The sequence below is a fragment of the Blastococcus sp. CT_GayMR20 genome, assembly GCF_004570345.1.
This window is the reverse complement of the sequence record NZ_SPQM01000198.1, coordinates 1-6,834: the sequence shown is the minus strand read 5'-3', so window position 1 is coordinate 6,834 and position 6,834 is coordinate 1. Positions and strand designations below refer to the sequence as shown.

Sequence of the window (6,834 nt, the reverse complement as noted above, 5' to 3'; positions counted from 1 at the left end):
GCCGGCCGCCGTAGGCTCGTCCCGTGCCCGAGATCGTCCCGCTCCAGGTCCAGGTCATCGCCCAGACGCAGTTCACGCCGCCGGCCGACGTCCCGTGGGAGACCGACGTGGACGGCGGGCAGGCGCTGGCGGAGTTCGCGGGCCGGGCCTGCTACCAGTCGTGGGACAAGCCGAACCCGGCCACCGCGACCAACGAGGGGTACCTGCGGCACATCCTCGAGGTCGGGCACCTCTCCGTGCTCGAGCACGGCACCGTCACCATGTACCTCACCGGTGTCTCCCGGTCGCTCACCCACGAGCTGATCCGCCACCGGCACTTCTCCTACAGCCAGCTCTCCCAGCGCTACGTGCCCGAGCGCGATGCCGCCTTCGTCGAGCCCGCCGTCATCGCCGAGGACCCCGAACTGCACGAGCGGTTCCTCGCCGCGACCGACGCCGCGCTCGCCGCGTACGACGAGCTGCTCGAGGGGCTGGAGAAGCGGTTCGCCGACGTCCCCAACTCCACCCTCCGCCGCAAGCAGGCCCGCCAGGCCGCGCGGGCGGTGCTGCCCAACGCCACGGAGACGCGCGTCGTCGTCACCGGCAACTACCGGGCCTGGCGGCACTTCATCGCCATGCGGGCCAGCGAGCACGCCGACGTCGAGATCCGCGAGCTCGCCGTCGCCTGCCTGCGCGAACTCCAGCGGGTGGCCGGCAACGCGTTCGGGGACTTCCGGATCAGTGCGCTGGCCGACGGCACGGAGGTCGCCGCGAGCCCGTTCGTCACCGAGGGCTGAGGGTTCCCGTCGCCTTCCCCCCGTACCCTCGGGCCCGTGGCAGGCGCGATCGACACCCAGTACGAGGACCTCCTGCGGCGCATCCTGGAGCAGGGGACGCCGAAGCAGGACCGCACCGGCACCGGCACCGTCAGCCTCTTCGGTGAGCGGCTGCGCTACGACCTGTCGGAGAGCTTCCCGCTGGTGACGACGAAGAAGGTCCACTTCAAGTCGATCGCCGTCGAGCTGCTGTGGTTCCTGCGCGGCGACAGCAACGTCGGCTGGCTGCGCGACCACGGCGTGACCATCTGGGACGAGTGGGCCTCGCCGGACGGTGAGCTCGGTCCGGTCTACGGCGTGCAGTGGCGGTCCTGGCCCGCGCCCGACGGACAGCAGATCGACCAGATCTCGGCGATCCTGTCGACGCTGCGCTCCGATCCCGACTCCCGCCGCATGATCGTGTCGGCCTGGAACGTCGGGGCCCTGCCCGACATGGCCCTGGCGCCCTGCCACGCGCTCTTCCAGTTCTACGTCGCCGACGGCAGGCTCTCCTGCCAGCTGTACCAGCGCAGCGCCGACATGTTCCTCGGCGTCCCGTTCAACATCGCCAGCTACGCGCTGCTCACGCGCATGGTCGCCGACCAGGTGGGCCTGGCGCCGGGCGACTTCATCTGGGTCGGCGGCGACTGCCACATCTACAGCAACCACACCGCCCAGGTCACCGAGCAGCTCTCCCGCGAGGTGCGGCCGTTCCCGACGCTGGAGGTGGCGCCCGCCCCCTCCCTGTTCGACTACACCCACGAGCACTTCACCGTCCGCGACTACGACCCGCACCCGGCGATCCGGGCAGCCGTGGCGGTGTGAGGGTCGGGCTGATCTGGGCGCAGGCCCGGAACGGCGTGATCGGCGCCGACGGCGGTCTGCCCTGGCACCTGCCGGAGGACATGGCGCTGTTCCGCCGGCTCACCATGGGCGCCACCGTGGTGATGGGCCGCCGCACCTGGGAATCGCTGCCCGACCGCTTCCGTCCGCTGCCCGGGCGCACCAACGTCGTCCTGACGACGGACCCGCGGTGGTCGGCCGACGGGGCGCACCGGACCGGCTCGGTGGCGCAGGTGCTCGCCGAGCACGAGTCGTTCTGGGTGATCGGTGGGGGAGCGGTCTACACGGCCTTCCTGCCGCACGCCGACCGGCTGGTCGTCACCGACGTGGACGTCGTCGTCGACGGCGACACCTTCGCGCCGGGGATCGGCGGCGAGTGGCGGCTGGACGAGCGGTCACCGGCCGAGGGCTGGTCGACGTCGTCGTCCGGTCTGCGGTACGCCGTGTCGGAGTACGGACGAGGGACCGTCGCCCCCGCTGGGTAGATTCTCCCCATGAGCAGCGACCCGGCCCGGCCCTTCGGGCGCGTCCTCACGGCGATGGTGACCCCGTTCACCGAGGACGGCTCGGTCGACCTCGCCGGGGCCCAGGAGCTGGCCGCGCATCTCGTGGACCGCGGCGCCCACGACGGCCTGGTCGTGCTCGGCACCACCGGCGAGGCGCCCACGGTGAGCGACGCCGAGCAGCACACCCTGCTCGAGGCGGTCCTGGACGCCGTCGGTGACCGCGCCGTCGTCGTCGCCGGCATCGGGACCAACGACACCGCGCACTCCATCGAGAACGTGCGGTCGGCCGAGCGGCTGGGCGTCCACGGCCTGCTCGCCGTGACGCCGTACTACAACCGGCCGTCCCAGGCCGGGCTCCTCCGCCACTTCACCGCCATCGCGGACGCCACCGACCTGCCGGTCATGCTCTACGACATCCCGCCGCGCTCGATCGTGCCGATCGAGGTGGACACCCTCGTCCGGCTCGCGGAGCACCCGCGGATCGTCGCGGTGAAGGACGCCAAGGGGAACCTCGGGGACGTCGCCTGGACCCTGGCCCGCACCGATCTGGTCTACTACAGCGGCGAGGACATGCTGAACCTGCCGCTGCTCGCGATCGGCGCGGTCGGGGTCGTCAGCGTGGTGGGGCACCTGGTGGGCCCGCGGCTGGCCGAGCTCATCGCGGCGGTGGAGTCCGGCGACCTGGTCAAGGCGCGGGCGGTCAACGAGAGCCTGCTGCCGGTCTACTCCGGGATCATGGGCGGCGGCCAGGGCGCCATGATGGTCAAGGCCGCGCTCAAGGAGCTGCACCTCCCCGCCGGCCCGGTCCGTCCGCCCCTCGTCGACGCCACCCCCGAGCAGGTCGCGCAGCTGCGGAAGGACCTGGCCGCCGGAGGCATCCACCTGTGAGCGAGCTTGCGAGCTCACCGATGGACGCAGCAGTGGCACGAACGGGTCCGCCGAGCGCCGGCGAGGAGGTCTCGTGAGTGGACAGGTCACGCAACCGCACCTGGACCTGAAGGCCCCGCCGCCGCTCCCCGCGGGCGGTCTGCGGGTGATGGCGCTGGGCGGACTCGGCGAGATCGGCCGCAACATGGCCGTGCTGGAGTTCGACGGCCAGCTGCTGGTCATCGACTGCGGCGTCCTGTTCCCCGAGCCGGAGCAGCCCGGCGTCGACCTGATCCTCCCCGACTTCGGGGTCATCGAGCACCGCCTCGACGACATCGCGGCCGTCGTCCTCACGCACGGCCACGAGGACCACATCGGGGCGATCCCGTACCTGCTGCGGCTGCGCGGCGACATCCCGCTCGTCGGATCCCGCTTCACCCTGGCGCTGGTCGCGGCCAAGCTGCGCGAACACCGCATCGACCCGACGCTCGTCGAGGTCGCCGCGGGCGACGACCACCTGGCCGGGCACTTCCACTGCGAGTTCGTCTCGGTGAACCACTCGATCCCCGACGCGCTCGCCGTCGCCGTGCACACCCCGGCCGGCACCCTCGTGCACACCGGCGACTTCAAGATGGACCAGCTGCCGCTGGACGGCGTCCTCACCGATCTGGGCGCGTTCGCCCGCCTCGGCCTGGCGGGGATCGACCTGCTGCTGTCGGACTCCACCAACGCCGAGGTCCCCGGCTTCGTCACCCCCGAGCGCAGCATCGGCCCCGTGTTGGACGACGTCTTCGCCCGTGCGTCGCAGCGGCTGATCGTCTCCAGCTTCGCCAGCCACGTGCACCGCATCCAGCAGGTGCTCGACTGCGCCGAGTCGCACCGGCGCAAGGTCGCGCTGGTGGGCCGGTCGATGGTCCGCAACATGGGCGTCGCCCGCGACCTCGGCCTGCTCCGCGTGGCGCCGGGACTGATGGTCTCGCTCGACGAGGCCGCGGCCATGCCACCGGAGCAGGTCGTCCTCGTCAGCACCGGGTCGCAGGGGGAGCCGTTGTCGGCGCTGGGCCGGATGGCGCGCGGCGAGCACCACCAGGTCACCATCGAGGCCGGCGACACCGTCGTCCTCGCGTCGTCCCTGGTGCCCGGCAACGAGACCGCCGTCTACAAGGTGATCAACGGCCTGGCCCGGCTCGGCGCCACGGTGGTGCACAAGGAGACCGCGCGGGTGCACGTCTCCGGTCACGCGCCCGCCGGTGAGCTGCGCACCCTGCTCAACGTCGCCAAGCCGCGGTACCTCATGCCGGTGCACGGCGAGTGGCGGCACCTGCGGGCGCACGCCGCGCTGGCGGAGGAGACCGGCATGACCGGGGACCGGGTGATCCTCGCCGAGGACGGGGTGGTCGTGGACCTCGTCGACGGCAAGGCCGCCATCGTCGGCAGCGTGCCGATCGGCAACGTCTACGTCGACGGGCTCAACGTCGGCGACGTCGGCGAGGAGTCGCTGCAGGCCCGCCGGATCCTCGGTGACGAGGGCTTCGTGGCGCTGACCGTCGTCATCGAGCTCTCCACGCGGACGATCGTCCGCGATCTGCACCTGTCCACCCGCGGGTTCTCCGACGACCCCGCGGCCTTCGACGGCGCACTGCAGCTGGTCGAGGAGAACCTCAAGCGGGCGCTGCTGGACGACGAGATCGATCCGCACCGGCTCTCGCAGGTCATCCGCCGCACGATCGGCAAGTGGGTGTCGGACACCTATCGACGGCGCCCGATGATCATCCCGACGGTCCTCGAGGTCTGACCACGCGGAGTGACCGCCTGCATGTCTGTCGCGGATGAGCGGGCCATCGCTCCGGCACGCTGCGTCATGGCTGGTCAGCGCCCTGTGAAAGAACTGGGCAAGAGGGTGATGGCGCCTCAATAACGTTCCCGCAACGGGCCGACCGACGCTAGCTTCCCGGACGCCACCGGTGCGCCAGCGCGGTTGGGTTCGCTGTCACGGGAGTCGGACATGATCGGTGCAAGGCGTTCGTCGGGGACGATCAGCCGCCTCAAGGGACTCGCCGCGACGGGGGCCTTCGTGCTGGCGGTGTCCGTGCTGACGGTGATCCAGTCGGCGCAGCCTGCCGCCGCGCTGCCTGCGGGGTTCTCCGAGGTGCAGGCGTTCGGCGGCCTCGCCAACCCGACGGCGGTGAAGTTCGCCCCGGACGGCAGGGTCTTCGTCGCCGAGAAGCGCGGCACCGTGCAGATGTTCGACAGCCTGACCGACACCACCGCGACGCAGGTGGTGGACCTGCGCACGGAGACCCACAGCTTCTGGGACCGCGGGTTCCTCGGTCTGGCCGTGGACCCGGGATTCCCCGGCCGTCCGTTCATCTACGCGATGTACGCCTTCGACAGCCAGCTCCCCGGGACCGGGACCAACCCCGGCCCGGGCGCCGGCCCGATGCCGCGGTGGGGCGTTGCGGGAGCGGACAGCGACGGCTGCCCCAATCCACCCGGCGCGACGACCGACGGCTGCGTCGTGAGCAGCAAGCTGGTGAAGTTCACGCTCAACCTCGCGAACCCGGGCACCGCCACGACCACGAAGACCGATCTGATCCACGACTGGTGCCAGCAGTTCCCGAGCCACAGCGCCGGTGACCTGGTCTTCGGCAACGACGGTGCGCTGTACGCCTCCGGCGGTGACGGGGCGAGCTTCGACTTCGTCGACTACGGCCAGACGGGCTACCCCGCCAAGAATCCCTGCAACGATCCGGGTGGGATCACGGCGCCGACCGCCGAGGGCGGCGCCCTCCGGTCGCAGGACCTGCGCACCACGGGCGACCCCACGTCCCTGAGCGGCACGGTCATCCGGATCAACCCCGACACCGGCGCGGCCGCGGCCGGCAACCCGAACATCGGTGCGGCCGACCCGAACGCCCAGCGGATCGTCGCGTACGGCCTGCGCAATCCCTTCCGCATGGGCATGCGGCCGGGCACGAACGAGCTGTGGATCAGCGACGTGGGCTGGGCCACGACGGAAGAGCTCAACCGTCTGGTCAACCCGACCGGCGGCATGACCAACTTCGGCTGGCCCTGCTACGAGGGGCCGGTCCGCAACACCGAGTACGACAACACGAACCTCAACATCTGCGAGGGGCTGTACGCAGCGAACGTCGATACCAAGCCCTACATCTCCTATCCGCACGGCGGAAGGATGAACGCGGCGGACAACTGCGCCACCGCCAACGGCGCGTCCGCGTCCGGTGTCACGTTCGCGAAGACCACGGGAAGCCCCTACCCCGCCGAGTACAACGGGGCGGCCTTCTTCGCCGACTACGCCCGGGACTGCATCTTCGTGATGACCCTGGGCGCCGACGGGCAGCCCAGCGTCGCGTCGGCGCGGCCGTTCGTCTCGCCGGCCCGGGCGGTGGTCGACGTCGAGATGTCCCCCGCCGGGGAGCTCTTCTACGTCGACTTCACCGGCAGCATCCGCCGCATCGCCTACGCCGGCGGCACACCGCCGCCGCCGCCTCCGCCGCCGCCGCCGGGCGGCTGCGCGACCGGGCAGTACACGGCGACGTACTTCGCGAACACGACGTTGACCGGCACTCCCGCCGCGACCTCCTGCGAGGCCGGTCCGATGCTCAACAAGGACTGGGCCCTGGCTGCACCGGCGACCGGTATCCCGGCCGACAACTGGTCGGCCCGCTTCGCCGGCTCTATCGACTTCCCGACCGCGGCGACGTACACGTTCACCGCCCAGGCCGACGACGGCATCCGGGTGTACATCGACGACACGGTCCTCATCGACCAATGGCGGGACCAGGAGGCCACCTTCACCGCGA

6 protein-coding genes are annotated in these 6,834 nt (G+C 71.4%); all 6 read left to right on the top strand.

What is annotated here, in order from left to right; genetic code table 11:
* The first annotated feature begins 23 nt into the window (after positions 1-23).
* Positions 24-776 (top strand): FAD-dependent thymidylate synthase, encoded by a 753-nt coding sequence (thyX, locus tag E4P40_RS25170; RefSeq protein ID WP_135161068.1) that lies wholly within the window; start codon positions 24-26, stop codon positions 774-776.
* Between the two features lie 36 nt (positions 777-812).
* Positions 813-1,619, top strand: a complete 807-nt coding sequence (locus E4P40_RS25165; protein ID WP_135161067.1) for a thymidylate synthase — start codon at positions 813-815, stop codon at positions 1,617-1,619.
* On the top strand, positions 1,616-2,122 hold the full coding sequence (locus E4P40_RS25160) for a dihydrofolate reductase (RefSeq protein ID WP_135161066.1): 507 nt from the start codon (positions 1,616-1,618) through the stop codon (positions 2,120-2,122). Before E4P40_RS25165 ends, E4P40_RS25160 begins: the two co-directional genes overlap by 4 nt.
* 9 nt (positions 2,123-2,131) lie before the next feature.
* Positions 2,132-3,031 (top strand): 4-hydroxy-tetrahydrodipicolinate synthase, encoded by a 900-nt coding sequence (dapA, locus tag E4P40_RS25155; RefSeq protein WP_135161065.1) that lies wholly within the window; start codon positions 2,132-2,134, stop codon positions 3,029-3,031.
* Between the two features lie 73 nt (positions 3,032-3,104).
* Positions 3,105-4,805, top strand: a complete 1,701-nt coding sequence (locus E4P40_RS25150; RefSeq protein ID WP_135161064.1) for a ribonuclease J — start codon at positions 3,105-3,107, stop codon at positions 4,803-4,805.
* A gap of 210 nt (positions 4,806-5,015) precedes the next feature.
* Positions 5,016-6,834, top strand: a 1,819-nt coding sequence (locus tag E4P40_RS25145; RefSeq protein WP_209305508.1) for a PQQ-dependent sugar dehydrogenase, incomplete at its 3' end; no start/stop codon positions are given.